This window comes from Pseudonocardia tropica (assembly GCF_040105315.1).
GTDB classification, from domain to species: Bacteria; Actinomycetota; Actinomycetes; order Mycobacteriales; family Pseudonocardiaceae; genus Pseudonocardia; species Pseudonocardia alni.
This window is the reverse complement of record NZ_JBEDNP010000008.1, coordinates 170,185-188,231: the sequence shown is the minus strand read 5'-3', so window position 1 is coordinate 188,231 and position 18,047 is coordinate 170,185. Positions and strand designations below refer to the sequence as shown.

General features: G+C 75.4%; 19 protein-coding genes. 16 read left to right on the top strand and 3 right to left on the bottom strand.

Features of this window, described 5'->3' with window-relative positions:
* Positions 1–50 precede the first annotated feature (50 nt).
* From WHI96_RS15340 to WHI96_RS15310, 7 genes are all read left to right on the top strand, one after another.
* Positions 51–353 carry a WXG100 family type VII secretion target gene (locus WHI96_RS15340; RefSeq protein WP_345643950.1) on the top strand — a complete coding sequence of 101 codons (303 nt, stop codon included), beginning with the start codon at positions 51–53 and terminating at the stop codon, positions 351–353.
* A gap of 14 nt (positions 354–367) precedes the next feature.
* The gene (locus tag WHI96_RS15335; RefSeq protein ID WP_345643952.1) at positions 368–658 is read left to right on the top strand and encodes a WXG100 family type VII secretion target; all 291 of its coding nucleotides are present in this window, start codon (positions 368–370) and stop codon (positions 656–658) included.
* Positions 659–892: 234 nt separating this feature from the next.
* Positions 893–1,336 carry a 50S ribosomal protein L13 gene (gene rplM, locus WHI96_RS15330; RefSeq protein ID WP_345643954.1) on the top strand — a complete coding sequence of 148 codons (444 nt, stop codon included), beginning with the start codon at positions 893–895 and terminating at the stop codon, positions 1,334–1,336.
* Complete coding sequence (gene rpsI / locus WHI96_RS15325; RefSeq protein ID WP_425571576.1) at positions 1,333–1,941, top strand: 30S ribosomal protein S9; 609 nt, start codon at positions 1,333–1,335, stop codon at positions 1,939–1,941. Before rplM ends, rpsI begins: the two co-directional genes overlap by 4 nt.
* 11 nt (positions 1,942–1,952) lie before the next feature.
* Entirely contained in the window at positions 1,953–3,290 is a 1,338-nt protein-coding gene (gene glmM, locus WHI96_RS15320) for a phosphoglucosamine mutase (protein WP_345643960.1), read from the top strand.
* A 245-nt stretch (positions 3,291–3,535) separates the two neighbouring features.
* Entirely contained in the window at positions 3,536–3,820 is a 285-nt protein-coding gene (locus tag WHI96_RS15315; protein WP_345643963.1) for a hypothetical protein, read from the top strand.
* Positions 3,814–4,332 (top strand): hypothetical protein, encoded by a 519-nt coding sequence (locus WHI96_RS15310; protein WP_345643966.1) that lies wholly within the window; start codon positions 3,814–3,816, stop codon positions 4,330–4,332. The genes WHI96_RS15315 and WHI96_RS15310 overlap by 7 nt, the downstream gene beginning before the upstream one ends.
* Before the next feature lie 248 nt (positions 4,333–4,580).
* On the opposite strand, the gene WHI96_RS15305 is transcribed toward WHI96_RS15310, so the two are convergent.
* Positions 4,581–5,474, bottom strand: a complete 894-nt coding sequence (locus tag WHI96_RS15305; RefSeq protein ID WP_345643969.1) for a dienelactone hydrolase family protein — start codon at positions 5,472–5,474, stop codon at positions 4,581–4,583.
* A gap of 117 nt (positions 5,475–5,591) precedes the next feature.
* Between WHI96_RS15305 and glmS the strand changes: the two genes are divergently transcribed.
* From glmS to rimI, 8 genes are all read left to right on the top strand, one after another.
* On the top strand, positions 5,592–7,451 hold the full coding sequence (gene glmS, locus WHI96_RS15300) for a glutamine--fructose-6-phosphate transaminase (isomerizing) (RefSeq protein WP_345643972.1): 1,860 nt from the start codon (positions 5,592–5,594) through the stop codon (positions 7,449–7,451).
* 87 nt (positions 7,452–7,538) lie between these two features.
* A complete protein-coding gene (locus tag WHI96_RS15295; RefSeq protein WP_349302394.1) occupies positions 7,539–9,122 on the top strand; it encodes an NAD(P)H-hydrate dehydratase in 1,584 nt (527 codons plus the stop codon).
* A 218-nt stretch (positions 9,123–9,340) separates the two neighbouring features.
* Entirely contained in the window at positions 9,341–10,765 is a 1,425-nt protein-coding gene (argG, locus tag WHI96_RS15290; protein WP_345643669.1) for an argininosuccinate synthase, read from the top strand.
* Between the two features lie 50 nt (positions 10,766–10,815).
* Complete coding sequence (gene alr / locus WHI96_RS15285) at positions 10,816–12,012, top strand: alanine racemase (RefSeq protein WP_345643665.1); 1,197 nt, start codon at positions 10,816–10,818, stop codon at positions 12,010–12,012.
* Complete coding sequence (locus WHI96_RS15280) at positions 12,009–13,262, top strand: alpha/beta fold hydrolase (protein WP_345643662.1); 1,254 nt, start codon at positions 12,009–12,011, stop codon at positions 13,260–13,262. The genes alr and WHI96_RS15280 overlap by 4 nt, the downstream gene beginning before the upstream one ends.
* Entirely contained in the window at positions 13,259–13,735 is a 477-nt protein-coding gene (tsaE, locus tag WHI96_RS15275; RefSeq protein ID WP_226353797.1) for a tRNA (adenosine(37)-N6)-threonylcarbamoyltransferase complex ATPase subunit type 1 TsaE, read from the top strand. Before WHI96_RS15280 ends, tsaE begins: the two co-directional genes overlap by 4 nt.
* Positions 13,736–13,745: 10 nt before the next feature.
* Positions 13,746–14,435: a tRNA (adenosine(37)-N6)-threonylcarbamoyltransferase complex dimerization subunit type 1 TsaB gene (gene tsaB / locus WHI96_RS15270; RefSeq protein ID WP_345643656.1), complete on the top strand. Its 690-nt coding sequence runs from the start codon at positions 13,746–13,748 to the stop codon at positions 14,433–14,435.
* Positions 14,432–14,923, top strand: a complete 492-nt coding sequence (gene rimI / locus WHI96_RS15265) for a ribosomal protein S18-alanine N-acetyltransferase (protein ID WP_345643653.1) — start codon at positions 14,432–14,434, stop codon at positions 14,921–14,923. Before tsaB ends, rimI begins: the two co-directional genes overlap by 4 nt.
* Here rimI and WHI96_RS15260 read toward each other — a convergent pair.
* Together WHI96_RS15260 and WHI96_RS15255 are read right to left on the bottom strand one after the other, a co-directional pair.
* Entirely contained in the window at positions 14,902–15,813 is a 912-nt protein-coding gene (locus WHI96_RS15260; protein ID WP_345643650.1) for an aldo/keto reductase, read from the bottom strand. The genes rimI and WHI96_RS15260 overlap by 22 nt on opposite strands.
* 18 nt (positions 15,814–15,831) lie before the next feature.
* Positions 15,832–17,424 (bottom strand): alkaline phosphatase D family protein, encoded by a 1,593-nt coding sequence (locus WHI96_RS15255; protein ID WP_345643647.1) that lies wholly within the window; start codon positions 17,422–17,424, stop codon positions 15,832–15,834.
* A gap of 280 nt (positions 17,425–17,704) precedes the next feature.
* On the opposite strand from WHI96_RS15255, the gene groES reads away from it, so the two are divergent.
* The gene (gene groES, locus WHI96_RS15250; RefSeq protein WP_020623960.1) at positions 17,705–17,995 is read left to right on the top strand and encodes a co-chaperone GroES; all 291 of its coding nucleotides are present in this window, start codon (positions 17,705–17,707) and stop codon (positions 17,993–17,995) included.
* Positions 17,996–18,047 lie beyond the last annotated feature (52 nt).

The window sequence follows — 18,047 nt, the reverse complement described above, 5'->3', positions numbered from 1 at the left end:
GCCGTCGACACGGCCGCGCCGGGGTCCGATCAGGGGACGAGGTGGGACGTATGGCCGACGGGTTCGGCACGACGACCGAGGAGATGGTCCGCGCGGCGGGCCGGGTGCGGGCGGTGAGCGACGCCGTCAACGGCGAGCTCGGCCGCCTGCGCAGCCAGCTGGGACCGCTGCAGGGCCAGTGGTCCGGCACCGCGGCGACGGCGTTCGCCCAGCTGATGGCCAAGTGGGACACCGAGGCGCGGCGGCTGAACGAGGCGCTGGGCGCGATCGGTGAGCAGCTCGGCGGCACGGCGACGACGTACCAGCAGCAGGAGGACCAGAACCGCACCGCCATCACGTCGGTGCTCGGGTGAGGGGGAGCCACACCATGGGATCCGAGATCAAGGTCACCTTCAGTGCGCTCGAGACGGCGTCGGCCGACACCGTCGCGACGACCGCGCGCATCAACTCCCAGCTCGAGGACCTCCGGCGCCACCTGGCCCCGATGGTCGCGGCCTGGACCGGCGACGCGGCGGCCACCTACCGGGCGTCGCAGCAGAAGTGGGACACCTCGGCGGCCGAGCTGACCGCCACCCTGGGCACCATCGGGAAGCTCGTCGGTCAGGCCGGTCAGAACTACCGGGCCACCGAGCAGGCGAACCGGGCCCGGTTCGCCTGACACCCGGTCCGGGGGCCCGGACGACCCCCTTGCGTCCGCCCCCGGAACCGGCGGGTACCCTTGGCTCTCGTTGTGCAGCGGTGGAGACCCGCGGGCGCCGTCCTCCGGCGACAGCGGCGGGATCGAGCGTCCCTCCGGCGTCCACCAGCAGCACGCTGAGGAACCAGAGACTAGAGAGTGGGCCGGAACCCGTGCGGACGGCCCACCAGCCGAGAACGACGACGAGGTAGATCCGTGCCCACGTACAGCCCCAAGCCCGGCGACATCCAGCACGCCTGGCACGTGATCGACGCCGAGGACGTGCGCCTCGGTCGGCTCGCCACCCACGCCGCCACGCTGCTGCGCGGGAAGCACAAGCCGACCTACGCCCCGCACGTCGACAACGGCGACTTCGTGGTCATCGTGAACGCGGAGAAGATCTCGGTGTCCGGCAACAAGCGTGCCGACAAGTTCATCTACCGCCACTCCGGCTTCCCGGGTGGCCTCCGTCAGCGCTCCGTCGGCGAGATGATCGACAGCCAGCCCGACCGCCTCGTCGAGACGGCGATCAAGGGCATGCTGCCGAAGAACCGTCTCGGCCGCGCGATGGCCAAGAAGCTGAAGGTCTACGCCGGCCCGGCGCACCCGCACGAGGCCCAGAAGCCGCAGCCGTTCGAGATCAAGCAGGTCAGCCAGTGACCACCCCGAGCAACGAAGAGGGACAGCCCGTGACCAGCCCCGAGAACGGACCCGACGAGGTCGTCGACGCGGTCGAGACCGAGGGTGCGGCCGCCGAGGCGACCGAGACCGAGGCGACCGAGACCGCCGAGACCGAGGTCGCCGACGTCGACTACACCATCGGCGACGCCGCCGACTTCGACGCCGACGGGTTCGCCGCCGAGGCCCCCGTGCTGGGCGACCGCCCGGTCCAGACCGTCGGCCGCCGCAAGGAGGCCGTCGTCCGCGTCCGGCTGCTGCCGGGCACCGGTGGGTTCACCCTCAACGGCAAGCCGCTCGAGGTGTACTTCCCGAACAAGCTGCACCAGCAGATCGTGAAGGAGCCGCTGGTCCTCGTCGAGAAGACCGAGCGCTTCGACATCTTCGCCAACCTCAAGGGTGGCGGCACCGCGGGTCAGGCCGGCGCGCTGCGCCTGGCCATCGCCCGTGCGCTGGTCGAGCTGGACTCCGAGGACCGCCCGCCGCTGAAGAAGGCCGGCTGGCTGACCCGTGACGCCCGCGCCGTCGAGCGCAAGAAGTACGGCCTCAAGAAGGCCCGCAAGGCGCCCCAGTACTCCAAGCGCTGATCGCACACCGGATGCCTCGTCTCTTCGGAACCGACGGCGTCCGGGGCCTGGCCAACGGCGAACTCCTCACTCCGGAGTTCGCCGTTGGCGTCTGTGCCTCGGCCGCCCGCACGCTCTCGAACGGCTCCGGCCGCCGGCCCCTCGCGGTCGTCGGACGCGACCCCCGCGCGAGCGGCGAGATGCTCGAGGCCGCGGTCGTCGCCGGGCTCACCTCGGCCGGTGCGGACGCGATCCGGGTCGGTGTGCTGCCGACACCGGGTGTCGCGCACCTGGTCGCCGAGACCGGCGCCGACCTCGGCGTGATGATCTCCGCGTCGCACAACCCGATGCCCGACAACGGCATCAAGCTCTTCGCCGCGGGCGGCCACAAGCTGCCCGACGACGTCGAGGACGCGATCGAGCAGCAGCTGGCCGCCGGGCTCGGCGCCCGCCCCACCGGGGAGGGCATCGGCCGCGTGTGGGACGCCCCGGACGCCACCGACGTCTACGTCGCGCACCTGCTCTCCGCCGCGCCCGGCTCGCTGTCCGGGCTGCGCGTGGTCGTGGACTGCGCGCACGGCGCCGCGGCGCTGGCCGCGCCGGAGGCCTACCGGCAGGCGGGCGCCGACGTGATCGCGCTGCACGCCGAGCCGGACGGTCTCAACATCAACGACGGCGTCGGGTCCACCCACCTGGAGCTGCTGCGGGCCGCGGTCCTCGAGCACGGCGCCGACCTCGGCATCGCCCACGACGGCGACGCCGACCGCTGCCTGGCCGTGGACGGGACGGGCGCCGTCGTCGACGGTGACCGGATCATGGCCGTGCTGGCGCTCGCCATGCGCGACGCCGGTGAGCTCGCCCACGACACGCTCGTCGCCACGGTGATGAGCAACCTGGGCCTGCACATCGCCATGCGCGAGGCCGGGATCACCCTGGACACCACCAAGGTCGGGGACCGCTACGTGCTGGAGCGGCTGCGCGAGGGCGGGTTCACCCTCGGTGGTGAGCAGTCCGGGCACGTGGTGCTGCCGGGCCACGCCACCACCGGCGACGGCCTGCTCACCGCCCTGCGGCTCATGTCGCGGGTCGCGCAGACCGGCACGTCGTTGGCCGAGCTCGCCTCGGTGGTCACCGTGCTGCCGCAGGTGCTGCGCAACGTGGCCGTCGCGGACAAGGACGCGGTCGCCGCGTCGGCGGACGTGGCCGAGGCCGTCGCGAAGGCCGAGGTCGAGCTGGGGGACACCGGACGGGTGCTGCTGCGCCCGTCGGGCACCGAGCAGCTCGTCCGCGTGATGGTCGAGGCGCCCAGCGAGGGCGAGGCCGACGCCGTCGCGGGCCGGCTGGCCGAGGTCGTCGCCGCCGCGCGCTGACCCGCACACGCCGATCGGGGCCGTCACCCACACCGGGTGGCGGCCCCGACGCCGTTCCCGGCTCTGTCGGGCCGCGAAGCTCTGTCGGGCCGCGGAGCCCTGTCGGGGACGCGCAGCTCTGTCGGGGCCGCGGACGTCGTTCCGGGCGTGGCTACGGCCCGGCGCGGTGGGACACGCGTTCGCGGTCGCGAACGGGATCGGCGGTTCGGGGGCGGTCCGGGTGGGACCGGGCGCAGGCTGGTCCGATGCGACCGGACGTGCGGCGGGACCCCGAGGCGCTGGACCGTGCCGCGCGCGGGCTGGAGGAGCTGGCCGCCGGGCTGAGCGCGACCCCCGCGACCGGGCCCGGCGACGGGGACCGCGTGGTCCGGCTGCGGCGGGTCACGGACGAGCTGACGGCGCTGGCCGACGCGACCCGGCGCGCCGCGGCCTCGGCCCGGGCGGTGGACGCCGCCGCGGCCACGGCGTTCCGGGCCGTCCCGGGCGTCGATCGGCACCTGTCCGCCCTCGACGGGGCGGAAACGTGCTGATCGACGGAACGGATGCCGGCGTCGCGGACCAGGTCGGGGCCCTGCGGGCGCTGGTGGGCCGGCTCGACGACACCGCCGGGCTGCTCGCCGGGATCCGCGACGCCGTCGCCGACGCGTGGGACGACCCGGCCGGGCACGCGGTGACGGCCCGGCTCGATCTCGTCGGGCGCGAGGTGCACCGGCTGGCCGACGAGGCCGCGCGGGACGCGGCCCGGGCGGAGGACACCGACCCGGCCGAGCCGGCGCGGCACGACCCGGCGGCGCGGCACGACCCGGCGGCGCGGCACGACCCGGCGGCGCGGCACGACCCGGCGGCGCGGCACGACCCGGCGGCGCGGCACGATCCGGCGGCGTACGGGTGCCCGTCTCGGTCGGGTGCGACGGGGTCCGACGTCGCGGGCCCCGTACCCGCGGACGTCCCCGGCATGCGCCTGCCCGGCCTCACCGGGACGCGCGTCACCGACCGCCGTGGCCCCGTGGCCCCGTCGCTCGCGGTCCCGCCCGAGCGCTGAACCGGGCCGCCGCGGCCCGTCCCCCGGCTCCCCGAGGCACCAGGCCCGCCTCGCTCCCGGCGGCGGTCTCCAGCCCCCCGTCCGCGCGGGCGGCGGATCACCGCGCGGGCGGCGGATCACCGCGCGGGCGGCGGATCACCGCGCGGGCGGCGGATCACGGCGAGCAATGGGTCACCGCGCGAGCAATGGGTCACCATGGTGCCGCGGATCACGTCGCGGGCCGCGGATCACCGGGACACCGCGTGGGGTCAGCCGCCGATGCCCAACAGCCCCGACGACGACTGCTGGTCCTGCTCGTCGTCGGGCTCCGGCGTGAGGTCCACCACCGGCGCCCCGGGGACGTTCCCCGAGGTCAGCGAGGACACCCGCTTCTCGTTCTGCAGCTCCTGCATGAGGAACGCCGTCACCAGCGCCCGGGTGATCTTCCGGGTCCGGTGCTGCGGACGGTTCTGCAGCAGGAAGCTCGTCCAGTGCCTGCCCTCGCAGAACCCGAGGTGCCCGGCCTTCTCGATCTCGCGGAGCGTCACGTCGGTGCCGGCCTCGTGCTGGGCGGCGGCGATGCGCTGCGCGTGTCCCTCCATGGGGGCCAGCGAGTCGACGGCGGCGGCAAGGTGCAGCGTCGGGACGGTCACCGCGGCGGCCGCCTCGATCGCGGACGGCTTCACCTCCGACGCGGCGAGGGTCACCAGCGCGCCGAGGCGTTCGCGCCGGGCCGCGGCGAGGACGGCGGCGCCGCCCCCGGTGCCGTGCCCGACCAGCGCGGTCTTGCGGGCGTCGACGCTGACGTGGCCGTCGCCGAGCCGGACGCCGACGCACACGTCGAGGACGGTGTTCAGGTCCGAGGCGAACCGGGCGACGCTCGGGACCGGGCCGCGCTGGGTGTTCGGCGCGGCGGCGACGAAACCCCAGGTCGCGAGGTGGCGCAGCAGCTCGTGGTAGCGGTGCGCGGGCTGCAGCCACGCGTGCCCGAGGACCACGGCGGGCAGCTGGTAGCCCTCCGCGGGGGTGTAGACGATGCCCGGCAGCCCGATCAGGCCCAGGTCGCCGTACTTCACCGGGTTCGGCCCCGGACGCGACAGCACACCGAGGGCGTCCTTGGCCCCCTTCGTCGACGGGGGGCGGGTCACGCTGGTCCGGGCCACGGACGGCACCGTACCGGTGCAGGTCACCGCGTGCCCGCCTCGCACGGACGCCCGGCGTGGCGCCGGACCGACCCGTCGCCGGAAGATCGGCAACCGGGCGTCGATACGCTCATCCGTATGTGTGGCATCGTCGGTTACGTCGGTCATCGGTCCGCACTCGACGTCGTCCTCGGCGGCCTGCGACGACTGGAGTACCGCGGTTACGACTCCGCCGGCGTCGCGCTGCCGGACGGCGGTGAGCTGCTGGTCGAGCGCAAGGCCGGGGCCCTGGTCAACCTGGAGGCACGTCTCGAGGAGATCGGTCGCGACCGGTTCACCGGGACCTCGGGCATCGGGCACACGCGGTGGGCGACGCACGGCCCGCCCACCGACCGCAACGCCCACCCGCACCGCAGCAGCGACGGCAAGGTCGCGGTCGTCCACAACGGCATCATCGAGAACTTCCTGGAGCTGCGCGCCGAGCTGGAGGCGCAGGGCATCTGGGCGGAGTCCGACACCGACACCGAGACCGCCGCGCACCTGGTGGCGCTGGCCCACGCCGACGGCCCGACGAAGGGCGACCTGCCGGCGTCGGTCCGCGCCGTCGCCCGCCGGCTGGAGGGCGCGTTCACCCTGGTGGTGACGCACGCCGACGAGCCGGAGCGGATCGTCGCCGCCCGTCGCAACTCCCCGCTGGTGCTCGGCATCGGCGAGGGCGAGACGTTCCTGGCCTCCGACGTCGCGGCGTTCATCGAGTTCACCCGCGACGCCGTCGAGCTCGGCCAGGACCAGGTCGTGACGATCACCCGCGACGGCTACGACGTCACCGACTTCCACGGGGAGCCGGTCGGGGTCAACCCGTTCGAGGTGACCTGGGACCTCGCCGCCGCCGAGAAGGGCGGCCACGACTACTTCATGCTCAAGGAGATCGAGGAGCAGCCGACCGCGATCGCCGACACCCTGCGCGGGCACCTCGTCGACGGCCGGATCGTCCTCGACGAGCAGCGCCTGACCGACCAGGACCTGCGCGACGTCGACAAGGTCTTCGTCGTCGCCTGCGGCACCGCCTACCACTCCGGGCTGCTCGCGAAGTACGCGATCGAGCACTGGACCCGGATCCCGGTCGAGATCGAGCTGGCCAGCGAGTTCCGCTACCGCGACCCGGTGCTGGACCGCTCGACGCTGGTCGTCGCGATCTCCCAGTCCGGCGAGACCGCCGACACCCTGGAGGCGTTGCGCCACGCGAAGGACCAGAAGGCCCGGGTGCTGGCCATCTGCAACACCAACGGGGCACAGATCCCACGCGAGTCCGACGCGGTCATCTACACCCACGCGGGCCCGGAGATCGGCGTCGCCGCGACGAAGACGTTCACCGCCCAGGTCGCGGCGAACTACCTGGTCGGCCTGGCCCTGGCCCAGGCGCGCGGCACCAAGTACCCGGACGAGGTGGTCCGCGAGTTCGAGGAGCTGGAGGCCATCCCGGCCGCCGTCGCCCACGTCCTGGAGTCGCTCGGCGAGGCCCGCGCCCTCGGGCAGGAGCTGGCGCCGTCGAAGGCGGTGCTGTTCCTGGGCCGCCACGTCGGCTACCCGGTGGCGCTGGAGGGTGCGCTCAAGCTCAAGGAGCTCGCCTACATGCACGCCGAGGCGTTCGCCGCCGGCGAGCTCAAGCACGGCCCGATCGCGCTGATCGAGGACGGGCTGCCGGTCGTGGTGGTGATGCCGTCGCCGAAGGGGCGCGCGGTCCTGCACTCCAAGCTGCTGTCCAACATCCAGGAGATCAAGGCGCGCGGGGCGCGGACCGTGGTCCTCGCCGAGACCGGCGACGAGACGGTGCGCCCGTTCGCCGACCACCTCTTCGAGCTGCCCGCGGTGCCGACGCTGCTGCAGCCGCTGGTCGCGACGATCCCGCTGCAGGTGATCGCGGCCGAGATCGCCCGGGCCCGCGGCTACGACGTCGACAAGCCCCGCAACCTGGCGAAGTCGGTCACCGTCGAGTGATCACCGGTCGTGGAGCGGAGCGTGCGCGACGCGGGCGTCCCGCTCCACAACCGTCGATCATGGTCGCCCGGCGCTAGCCTCGCGGCCATGCACGGGCTCCACACCGCGGACCAGGTACGGGCGGCCGAGGCGGCCATGATGCGCACCGTCGGCGACGAGATGCTGATGCGCCGGGCCGCGGCGGGGCTCGCGCACCACGTGCGGGAGTTCCTCGGCGCGACCTACGGCCGCCGGGTGGTGCTGCTCGTCGGGGCGGGCGACAACGGCGGCGACGCCCTGTGGGCCGGTGCCGAGCTGCGCCGCCGGGGCGCGCACGTCACCGCGGTGCTGCTGGCGCCGGACCGTGCGCACCCGGCGGGCCTCGCCGCGCTGCGCGCCGCACGCGGGCGGGTGCTGGCCCTGCACCCGCCCGGTCCGGCCGCCGGCTCCGGCCCCGCCGCGGGCGGCGACCCCGCCAGCGGCAGCGACCCCGGGCGCAGCACCGGCGGCAGGACCGGCACCGGCACCCCGGCCGCCGGCGGGCTGGACGCGGCGCGGGCGCTGGTGGTGGGGGCGGACGTCGTCGTCGACGGGATCGTCGGCATCTCCGGGCGCGGCGCGCTGCGCGACCCGGCCCCGGAGCTGGTCGCCGCCGCCGACGGGGCGGGTGTGCCGATCGTGGCCTGCGACCTGCCCTCGGGCGTCGACTGCGACACCGGGGCGACCGACGGGCCGCACGTCCGCGCCGCGCTGACGGTCACCTTCGGCTGCCGCAAGCCGGTGCATGCCCTCGCCGCCCCGCTCTGCGGCCCGGTGCGGCTGGTGGACTTCGGGCTCGGGCCCTTCCTCGGGGGGACCGAGCCGCACTCCCGGGTGCTGTCCGACGGCGACGTCGGCGCCCGCTGGCCGGTCCCCGGCCCCGACGACGACAAGTACAGCCAGGGCGTCGTCGGGATCGCCGCCGGGTCGGCCACCTACCCCGGCGCCGCCGTCCTCGCCGCGGGGGCCGCGGCCCTGGCCACCTCCGGGATGGTCCGCTTCGCCGGGTCCGCCGCCGACGAGGTCCGCAGGCACTGGCCGGAGATCGTCGCCACCGGCGACATCACCGACGCGGGCCGCACCCAGGCCTGGGCGGTCGGGCCGGGGCTGGGCACCGGCGGGCAGGGCCGGGCGGTGCTGGAGGAGGCACTGGACCGCGAGGTGCCGCTCTGCCTCGACGCCGACGCGATCACCCTGCTCGCACAGCACGCCCACCTGCGGATGCGCATCCACGGCGAGCCCGTCGTGCTCACCCCGCACGCGGGGGAGTTCGCCCGGATCGCGGGCGAGGTCGGGCCCGACCGGATCGGCGCCGCCCGCCGCGCCGCCGCCGACCTCGGGGTGACGGTGCTGCTGAAGGGGAACGCGACCGTCGTCGCCGCCCCGGACGGACGGGTGCTGGTCGACCCGGCCGCGGACTCCTGGGCCGCGACCGCGGGCTCCGGCGACGTGCTCACCGGCATGATCGGCGCGCTGCTGGCCGCCGGGCTGGACCCGTGGTGGGCGGCGGGCTGCGCGACGCTGGTGCACGCCCGCGCCGCGACGGCGGCCGCCCGCGGGCACGGGCTGCCGCCGGTCCCGGCGCCGGCGTCGGCGATGCAGGCGGCGATCCCGGTCGCGCTGCGGGCGGTACGGGCCGCGGCCTCCCCGTAGTGACCGGGCGAGGGGGTGACCGGACGGCGCCGCAGTGCCGTCGTCGGCGCGGGCGGAGCGCGAGCGGCATCCGACCGGGCCCGGGCGGCTCCGGAACGGCACCGGGCGGCTCCGGAACGGCACCGACACGCTCCGCCGGGCGGCAGGATGCGGCGACGAGGGGACGAAGCGGCACACCGGCGGACCTGCGCCGGGAGCGGGTTGTTAGCGTTCCGCGCGTGCCGAAGATCCTGACCAGCCTCCCCGTCGGCGAGCGCGTCGGCATCGCCTTCTCCGGTGGCCTCGACACCTCCGTCGCGGTCGCCTGGATGCGCGAGAACGGCGCGGTCCCCTACGCCTACACCGCCGACCTCGGACAGCCCGACGAGCCCGACCTCGTCGCCGTCCGCCAGCGCGCGCTGGAGTACGGCGCCGAGGCCGCCCGCGTCGTCGACTGCCGTCGCGCACTGGTCGACGAGGGCATCGCCGCGATCGCCTGCGGTGCCTTCCACATCCGCGCCGGCGGGATGCCCTACTTCAACACCACCCCGATCGGCCGCGCCGTCACCGGCACGCTGCTGGTCCGCGCCATGGCCGACGACGGCGTCTCCATCTGGGGCGACGGCTCGACCTTCAAGGGCAACGACATCGAGCGGTTCTACCGCTACGGCCTGCTCGCCAACCCGGCCCTGCGGATCTACAAGCCGTGGCTGGACGAGGCGTTCGTCGACCAGCTCGGCGGCCGCGCGGAGATGAGCGCCTGGCTGGGCGAGCGGGAGCTGCCCTACCGGGACTCCGCGGAGAAGGCGTACTCGACCGACGCCAACATCTGGGGCGCCACCCACGAGGCCAAGAGGCTCGAGCACCTCGACACCTCGATCGAGATCGTCGAGCCGATCATGGGCGTGCGGTTCTGGGACCCGGCCGTCGCGGTCGAGACCGAGGACGTCACCGTCGAGTGGGAGTCCGGTCGCCCCGTCGCGATCAACGGCACCCGCTACGACGACCCGGTCGCGCTGGTCGCCGAGGCCAACCGGATCGGTGGCCGGCACGGCCTGGGCATGACCGACCAGATCGAGAACCGGATCATCGAGGCCAAGAGCCGCGGCATCTACGAGGCCCCGGCGATGGCGCTGCTGTTCGTCACCTACGAGCGGCTCGTCTCGGCGATCCACAACCACGACTCGCTGTCGGCCTACGAGGAGCAGGGCCGCCGGCTCGGCAGGCTCCTCTACGAGGGCCGCTGGCTGGAGCCGCAGTCGCTGATGCTGCGCGAGTCCCTGACCCGCTGGGTCGGCAACGCGGTCACCGGGTCGGTCACGCTGCGGCTGCGCCGCGGCAACGACTGGTCGGTGCTCGACACCCGCGGCCCCGCCCTGGCCTACGCCGAGGACCGGCTCTCGATGGAGCGCGTCGAGGACGCCCCGTTCACCCCGGGCGACCGTATCGGCCAGCTCACCCTGCGCAACCTGGACCTGGCCGACTCCCGCGCCAAGCTGGAGCAGTACTCGGCCACCGGGATGCTCGGCGGCGAGTTCGGCACCTTCGTCGGCGAGATCGAGGCCGGGCGTGCGGCGGAGATCACCGCGACGCCGTCGGACCCCGACGCCGAGCAGGCCGAGGAGTCCCTCGACCGCGCCGCGATGGAGGCCGGGAACGACTGAGCCGGGCTCGGGGCCGGGCCGCGACGGACCGGGATGCGATGATCGGGGCCGTGCTACCCACGACCGACCCCGCATCCGGTCCGCGGCCCCGGCCCGGATCGGGTGCACCGGCGGCCGAGGCGGTGGTCGATCTCGACGCCGTCCGGCACAACACCCGTTACCTGGCCGGTCTCGCGTCCGGGGCCGAGACGATGGTCGTGGTCAAGGCCGACGGCTACGGCCACGGCGCCGCCGCCGTCGCGCGGGCGGCGCTCTCGGCCGGGGCGACCCGGCTCGGCGTCACCACCCTGGACGAGGCGCTCGCGCTGCGGGCCGCGGGTGTCGACGCGCCGCTGCTGTCCTGGCTGCACCTTGCCGACTCCGACTTCGCCGCCGCCGTCGCCGCCGGGGTGGAGCTGTCGGTGTCCGGCCGCGAGCACCTCGCCGCGGTGCTGGCCGGTGCCCGCGCCGCGGGCCGTCCGGTCCGGCTGCACCTCAAGGCCGACACCGGGCTGTCCCGCAACGGCTGCCCGCCCGGCGAGTGGCCCGCCCTGCTCGACGACGTCGCCGACGGCGTCGCCGACGGCACCTGCGAGGTCGCGGCCGTGTGGTCGCACCTGGCCGCCGCCGACGAGCCGGGCCAGCCCGCCGTCGACAGCCAGGCCGCGCGGCTGCACGCCGCCGCCGCGCTCGCCCGGGACCGCGGGTTCACCCCGCAGCTGCACCTGTGCAACTCGGCGGGCCTGATGACCCGCCCCGACCTGCACCTCGACGTCGTCCGGCCGGGGATCGCCGTCTACGGGCTCGACCCGATCGCCCGCCCCGCCGACAGCCCGCTGCGCCCGGCGATGACGCTGCGCGGCCGGGTCGCGCTCACCAAGACCGTCGAGGCGGGCGAGGGCGTGTCCTACGGCCACGAGTGGGTCGCCCGCGAACCGCGCACCCTCGCCCTGGTGCCGCTGGGCTACGCCGACGGCGTCCCCCGCCGCCTCAACAACGGCGGCCGGATGCGCGTGCGGATCGGCGGCACCGTCCGGCCGGTCGCCGGGAGGGTCTGCATGGACCAGTTCGTCGTCGACTGCGGGCGGCCGGGGGCGCTGCCGGTCGCGATCGGCGACCCGGTCGAGCTGTTCGGCACCGGCGCCGACGGCGGACCGACGGCCCGCGAGTGGGCCGACGAGCTGGGCACCATCCACTACGAGATCGTCACGGGCGTCCGGGGGCGGGTGCGTCGCACGGTGACCGACGGCCGCGGGGGAGTCGCATGAGCCGCAGGGGATGGACCGTCGCCGGGATCGCGGGCGGTGTGGTCGGCGCGGCGGGCGCCGCGGCCGGGGTCGGCGTCGCCGCGCAGCGACGCAAGATCGCCGCCACCCGTCGCAGCCTGGCCACCGAGATGTCCTCGCACGCCGGGACGCCGCCGGGCACCGTCGGCGAGGAGATGTCGGTGATGGCCGACGACGGCGTCCGCATGGCCTGCGAGGTGGTCGCGCCGGCCGACGGCTCCGAGCCCGCGCTGACGGTGGTGCTGGTACACGGTTTCGCCTTGGACCGGCGCACCTGGCAGGAGCAGCGGCCGCACCTGGCCGGGCTGACCGGCCCGTCGGTGCGGATGGTGCTCTACGACCAGCGCAGCCACGGCCGCTCCGAGCGGGCGCCCGCGGACTCCTGCACGATCGACCAGCTCGGCCGCGACCTCGACGCCGTCATCCGCGCGCTGGCCCCCGAGGGTCCCCTGGTGCTGGTGTCGCACTCGATGGGCGGCATGACCGTGATGGCGCTGGCCGAGCAGCACCCGGAGCTGTTCCACGAGCGCGTCGCCGGGGTGGCGCTGGTGTCGACCTCGGCGGGGGAGATGGCGTCCTCGGGGCTGCAGGGCACGTTCCTGTCCCGGCGCAACCCGATCATCCGGACCCTCGGCGGGCTCGCCGCGTGGCAGCCCGGCCTGGTCGAGACCGGCCGGCGCGCGCTGGGCGACATCATCTGGGTGTTCACCAAGCGCTTCGCCTACGGCGACCGCCAGGTCGACCCGCGGATGGTCGACCTCGTCGACACGATGATCGACTCGAACGCCGTCGGCGCGCTCACCGACTTCGTCGACACCCTCGGCACCCACGACCGGCTCGCGGCGCTGCCCGGCCTGTCCGGCTGCGAGGTGCTCGTCCTGGCCGGCGACGGCGACCGGATCATCCCGTGGCGGCACAGCGAGGTCATCGCCGAGGCGATCCCGACCGCCCGGCTGGTGCGCCTGCCCGGGGTCGGGCACATGCCGATGCTGGAGCAGCCCGAGGTCGTCGACGCCGAGCTCGACGCGCTGATCGCACGCACCACCGAGCGCACCGCGGGTGGCGGGCTCCGGGCCAAGCGCCCGCCGCAGCTCACCGACACGACCGACGACGAGCAGGCCGACGCGGGCGGCGGCGCGTTGCAGGGGCTGCTGCGCAGCGCGGGCCGGGTCCGCCGCGGCAGCCGCGCCCCGGCCCGGGCCGGCCGGTCCCGGAAGAAGGACCGGCCGTGATCCCCGCTCCCGGCGCGGACGCCGTCGTCACGGAGCTGCCGACCGTCGCCGACACCGAGTCTTTCGGCGAGACGGTCGGGCGCGAGCTGGTCGCCGGTGACGTCGTGCTCCTGGCCGGGCCGCTCGGCGCGGGCAAGACCGCCCTGGTCCGCGGCCTGGCCCGCGGGCTCGGGGTGACCGGCACGGTGGCCTCGCCGACGTTCGTGATCGCCCGCGAGCACCCCTCCGCGGGCGACGGCCCGGCCCTGGTGCACGTCGACGCCTACCGGCTGGGCGGCCCCGACGGGAACGTGGACGTCGCGGCCGAGCTGGACGACCTCGACCTCGACACCGAGCTGGACCGGGCGGTCGTCGCCGTCGAGTGGGGGGTCGGGGTCGCGGAGCGGCTCGCCGGGTCCGCGGTGACGATCGCGCTGGAGCGCCGCGACGACGACACCCGGGTCGCGACGCTGCGCCGCACCGCGCGTCCGTAGGCTCGCGGGCGTGCTGGTACTGGCCCTCGACACCGCGACGACCGTCGTCACCGCCGGTCTCGTCGACCTCGGCCCCGACGGCGGGCCGCGGACCCTCGCCGCCCGCGCGCACGACGGCCGCCGCCACGGCGAGCTGCTGATGCCCGCGGTCCGGGCGTCGTGCGCCGAGGCGGGCCACGCGCTCGCCGAGGTCGGGGCGGTGGTCGTCGGCGCCGGTCCGGGCCCGTTCACCGGGCTGCGGGTCGGGATCGCCTCGGCCGCGGCGCTCGGCCACGCCCTCGACGTGCCGGTGCACGGCGTCGTCACCCACGACGCCCTCGCCTGGGGGCTGCACACCGGCGGGAACCTGCTGGTCGTCACCGACGCCCGGCGCAAGGAGGTGTACTGGGCCGCCTACGACGCCTCCGACCCCGCCGACGCCCACTCGGTCCGCCGGCTGACCGGCCCGGCCGTCGAGGCCCCGGAGGTGCTGGCCGCGCGGCTGGACGAGCTGGCGATCGGCACCGTGGCCGGTGACCCGGCGTTCGCCGAGCGGCTCGGCCGCGACATCGGCGGCCCCGGCGCCCCGACCGTCGACGGGCTGGTCGGCGTCGCCGCGGCGGACCTGCTCGCCGGCCGGGCCCCCGCACCGGTCGAGCCGCTCTACCTGCGCCGCCCCGACGCCGCCCCGCCGACCGGGCGCAAGCGCGTCACCGCGTGAACGCCACGGTCTCCCTGGGCCCCCTGTACCGGGCCGACGCGGCGCGCTGCGCGGAGCTGGAGGCGATCCTGTTCCCCGGGGACGACCCGTGGAGCGCGCAGGCCTTCCGCGACGCCGTCTCCTCCGGCCAGCTCTACCTCGCCGCCCGCGCCGCTGACGAGCTGGTCGGCTACGCGGGGCTCGCCGTCGTCGCCGGGCCGCCGATGGCCGAGGCGGAGGTGCACACGATCGGTGTCGATCCGGCCTGGCAGGGCCACGGCATCGGCCGTGCGCTGCTGCGGGGCCTGCTCGCCGTCGCCGACGAGCTGGCGGCGACGGTGTTCCTGGAGGTCCGCACCGACAACGTCCCGGCCCGCACGCTGTACGAGAGCCACGGGTTCACCGTGGTCGGGCTGCGCAAGCGCTACTACCGGCCGTCGATGGCCGACGCCCACACGATGCGCCGCGACCGCGTGCGGAAGGCCGCTCAGGACGTCGCGGACAGGTAGGACAGCAGGCGCAGCTCGTCGTCGGTGAGCTCCAGGGTGAGCATCGGAAGCAGCTGCTCCAGCTGCCCGACGGTGCGGGCGCTCGCGATCGGCGCGGTCACCGCGGGCTGCGCGGCCAGCCAGGTCAGGGCGATCGCCGGGACCGGGACGCCGTAGCCGGCGGAGATCTCGTCGAGCCCGGCCAGCACGGCACGGCCGCGGGAGTCCAGGTAGGCCGCCGCGCCCTCGGCCCGCGGGCCGTGCGGTACGGGGGAGTCGGGCCGGTACTTGCCGGTCAGGAAGCCCTTCGCCAGCCCGAAGTACGGGTGGACGGCCAGCTTCTCGGACTCGGCGAGCGGGGCGAGGCCCGCCTCGAAGTCGTCGCGCTCCATGAGGTTGTAGTGCGGCTGGACCGCGGTGAACGCGGTCAGCCCGTCGCGCGCGGAGATCTCCAGCGCCGACCGCACCCGCTCCGGGGAGAAGTTCGACGCGCCGGTCTCCCGGACCAGGCCCTCGCGGACCAGGGCGTCGAACGCGTCGAGGGTCTCCTCCTGCGCGGTCGCCTCGTCGTCGCGGTGGGCGTAGTAGAGGTCGATCCGGTCGGTGCCCAGGCGACGCAGGGAGTCCCGCGCGGCGGCGGCGACGTTCTCCGCCGACAGGCCCTCGCGGCCGGGCAGGGCGCCGACCTTCGTCGCGAGGTGCAGCGCGTCGCGGTTGCCGCGGGCGGCCATCCACTCGCCGAGGATCGTCTCGGACTCGCCGCCGGAATTCCCCGGGGCGCGCCACGTGTAGGAGTCCGCGGTGTCGATCATCCGTCCGCCGGCGGCGACGAACGCGTCGAGGACGGCGAACGAGGTGTCCCTGTCCGCCGTCCAGCCGAACACGTTCGCGCCGAGAACCAGGTCAGCCACGGACGCGAACCTACCCCGCTACAGCGCGCGCAGCCCCGGGCGCCGGTCGGTGGTGACGAACCGCCCACGGGTCTGCACCGGGGCGCCCGGCTGCGTCACGAACGGCACCACCTTGAACTCCGCCTCCATCCGGTCCGCGGTGAACCGGGTGCTGACGTAGCCGCGGCGGTTGTCGTGGAACCGGATGTGCGGGTTCTCGGCGAGGACGGCGTCGGAGCCGTTCTGCTTCTCCGAGCCGTCGCCGCCGGAGGTGATCGAGCTGGACACCAGCTCGGTGCCGATCACCGGCGAGGCGGGGTCGTCGAAGCGGCGCTTCACGTCGGCGCCCCAGTGCGCGTGCACGTCGCCGGTGAGCACGACGAGGTTGCGGGCGCGGCCGCGCCGCGTGGCCGCGATCCAGGAGTCGACGACGCGGTCGCGCGAGCCGGGGTAGCCGTCCCACGCGTCGGGGTTGAAGCCGCGCCCGGCGCCCGGGGTGAAGTCGACCTGGGAGAAGAACACCTGCTGGCCCAGCACGTCCCAGCGGGCGCGGGAGCGGGCGAAGCCGTCGGCGATCCAGCGCTCCTGCGCGGAGCCGGGCAGCGAGCGGGCGGGGTCGGTGCGCTCCGCGCAGTCGCTGCGGAACTCGTCGCCGCAGGGCTGGTCGCCGCGGTACTGGCGGGTGTCGAGCATGTGGAAGGTGACCAGGCCGCCCCAGCCGACGCGGCGGTACAGCCGCATGGCCGCGCCGCGGGGGCGCTGGGCGGCGCGCAGCGGCAGGTTCTCCCAGTACGCCCGGAACGCCGCGGTCCGCCGCGCGGTGAAGTCGCCGGGCGGGTCGAGCGGGAGCTCCCGGACGTCGGCGGCCCAGTTGTTCTCGACCTCGTGGTCGTCGAACACGACGAGCCAGGGCGCGGCCGCGTGCGCGGCCTGCAGGTCGGCGTCGGCCCGGTACTGGGCGTGCCGCTGTCGGTAGCCGGCCAGCGTCGTCGTCTCCGGGCCGGCGTGGTCGCGGACGTTCCCGCCGGGCGCGACGTAGTCCTGCGCCGGGTACTCGTAGATGTAGTCGCCCAGGTGCAGCAGCACGTCCGGGCGCTCCTCGGCCATCCGCCGGTAGGCGGTGAACCACCCGTGCTCGAACTGGGAGCACGAGGTGAAGGCCATGTGCACCGGTGTCATCGCCGCGGGCGGGGGCGCGGTGCGGGTGCGGCCGGCGTCGGAGACGGTGCGGCCCACGCGGAAGCGGTAGTGGTAGTCGCGGCCGGGCCGCAGGCCGGGCACCTCGACGTGCACGCTGTGGCCCGCCTCCGGGCCGGTCCGGACCCGGCCGCGGCGCACGACGCGGGTGAAGCGCTCGTCGTCGGCGATCTCCCACTCGACGTCGGTGGCCCGGTTCCCGAGCCCGCCCAGGCCGTCCTCGGCGACGGGGTCGGTGGCGAGCCGGGTCCACAGCACGACCGAGGTCGGATCGGGTTCCCCGGAGGCGACGCCGAGCCCGAACGGGTCGCCCGGCGGTCGGGCCGGGGCGGGTCCGGGCGCCGCGGCGGCGGCGCCGGGCAGCAGGGGTGCGGCGGCGGTGACGGCGGCGGCGGTGAGTCCGGCGCGCAGCAGCGAACGGCGGGAGGTGACCACGATGTGCAGTGCAACGCTCCCGATCGAGTGACGCCCGGCGGCCGGGCGGCGAGTAGGTGAACAACGGGCGACGACCGGGAACTCCCGACACGCCCGAACGGCGCGGTTGAGCCCCCGCTCGGCTTCTGGCACTCTCATGGATAGAGTGCCAATGCGCGCGGCGGACGACATCCGCCCCGGCACCCGCGACGGCGGGGCGGGAGTCGCCACGTGCGCGCTGTGTGACACCGCTAGAGAACCCGTGACACCGGATTCACCCCAGGAAGGGGAGGTCATCGTCGTGGCGAACATCAAGCCGCTCGAGGACAAGCTCGTCGTCCAGGCCAGCGAGGCGGAGACCACCACCGCCTCCGGCATCGTCATCCCGGACACCGCCAAGGAGAAGCCCCAGGAGGGCAAGGTCCTGGCCGTCGGCCCGGGCCGGGTGGACGACAACGGCAACCGCGTCCCGCTCGACGTGGCCGTCGGCGACGTCGTCATCTACTCGAAGTACGGCGGCACCGAGGTCAAGTACAACGGCGAGGAGTACCTGATCCTCTCCGCGCGCGACGTGCTGGCCGTCGTCAACTGACGCGAGGCACCACCTGACGTACCGCCCCGGGTGGTCCACCCCCAAGGGTGGC

Excerpts from the sequence above, each read along its gene's own strand:
- WHI96_RS15340 (WP_345643950.1), top strand. The coding sequence starts at position 51 with ATGGCCGACGGGTTCGGCACGACGACCGAGGAGATGGTCCGCGCGGCG.
- WHI96_RS15335 (WP_345643952.1), top strand. The coding sequence starts at position 368 with ATGGGATCCGAGATCAAGGTCACCTTCAGTGCGCTCGAGACGGCGTCG.
- glmM (WP_345643960.1), top strand. The coding sequence starts at position 1,953 with ATGCCTCGTCTCTTCGGAACCGACGGCGTCCGGGGCCTGGCCAACGGC.
- WHI96_RS15315 (WP_345643963.1), top strand. The coding sequence starts at position 3,536 with ATGCGACCGGACGTGCGGCGGGACCCCGAGGCGCTGGACCGTGCCGCG.
- glmS (WP_345643972.1), top strand. The coding sequence starts at position 5,592 with ATGTGTGGCATCGTCGGTTACGTCGGTCATCGGTCCGCACTCGACGTC.
- WHI96_RS15295 (WP_349302394.1), top strand. The coding sequence starts at position 7,539 with ATGCACGGGCTCCACACCGCGGACCAGGTACGGGCGGCCGAGGCGGCC.
- WHI96_RS15280 (WP_345643662.1), top strand. The coding sequence starts at position 12,009 with ATGAGCCGCAGGGGATGGACCGTCGCCGGGATCGCGGGCGGTGTGGTC.